Source organism: Curtobacterium sp. B8, assembly GCF_000333315.1.
Lineage (GTDB): Bacteria > Actinomycetota > Actinomycetes > Actinomycetales > Microbacteriaceae > Curtobacterium > Curtobacterium luteum.
Map to the genome: position 1 here is coordinate 1 of NZ_BACW01000264.1, position 919 is coordinate 919.

The following is a 919-nucleotide window of genomic DNA, read 5'->3' on the forward strand; positions in this document are numbered from 1 at the left end:
GACACCGACCGGCGTACACCCCCACGCCCGAGACCCGGCCCCACGCCGCTGAGCATGGTCGAAGACGACCCTGCCCGCGGGACCCAGTACCCTTGCTGCTCGGGCCGCCCGATCGGACGACCAGCAGCACGAACCACCACACCGGAGAGGCACCCATCGCCCATGGTGAGTTTCATCGCGAGACGGATCCTCGTCTCGGTCCTCATCCTCATCGCCGCGTCGTTCATCATGTACAACCTGGCGGCGATCGCGGGGAACCCCCTGCAGGACCTCCAACAGAGCAACTCGCCGAACCGTGAGCAGCTCATCGCCGCACGAGTCGCAGCGCAGCACCTCGACCTGATCCCGCCGCTCCGCTGGGGTCTGTGGATCAGCGGCGTCGGCAAGTGCGTCATCGGTCAGTGCGACCTCGGCGTGACGTTCCAGAACCAGCCGGTCGCCCAGCTGCTCCCGCAGGCCGTCGGGTCGACCATCCAGCTGGTGACGTTCTCGTTCGTCCTCGCCATCATCTTCGGCATCGGTCTCGGCGTCGTGACCGCGCTGCGCGTCTACTCGGGCTTCGACTACTCGATCACCCTGGTCAGCTTCTTCCTCTACTCGCTGCCGTCCTTCCTGATGGCCGTGCTCCTGAAGTCGTTTATCGCGCTCGACTACTGGACGCGGGCGGTGTGGGGCCGCCTGCATCGACACGGTCCGGGTGACGACTGCGTGAACGGTACGTGACGTCCCTTGGCGCCGCCTGGGCGGTCCACGAGCGCGCGGTCAACGTCGCTGACGCGGGAGCCGCGTGCGGGCGGGGTGGCGCGGGTCAGCGGAGGACGAGCGCCACGGCCTCCGCACGGCTGCGGACCCCGAGCTTCGCGAACACCTGGTTCACGTAGGACTTCACGGTCGGCACGGTCAGGAAGAGCTCCGCCGC

Annotated in this window: 2 protein-coding genes; one reads left to right on the top strand and one right to left on the bottom strand. The window is 68.0% G+C overall.

What is annotated here, in order from left to right; translation table 11 throughout:
• Positions 1–162 precede the first annotated feature (162 nt).
• The gene (locus I59_RS06395; RefSeq protein ID WP_022903153.1) at positions 163–723 is read left to right on the top strand and encodes a hypothetical protein; all 561 of its coding nucleotides are present in this window, start codon (positions 163–165) and stop codon (positions 721–723) included.
• Between the two features lie 85 nt (positions 724–808).
• On the opposite strand, the gene I59_RS06400 is transcribed toward I59_RS06395, so the two are convergent.
• Positions 809–919, bottom strand: a 111-nt coding sequence (locus tag I59_RS06400; protein ID WP_022903154.1) for a LuxR C-terminal-related transcriptional regulator, incomplete at its 5' end; no start/stop codon positions are given.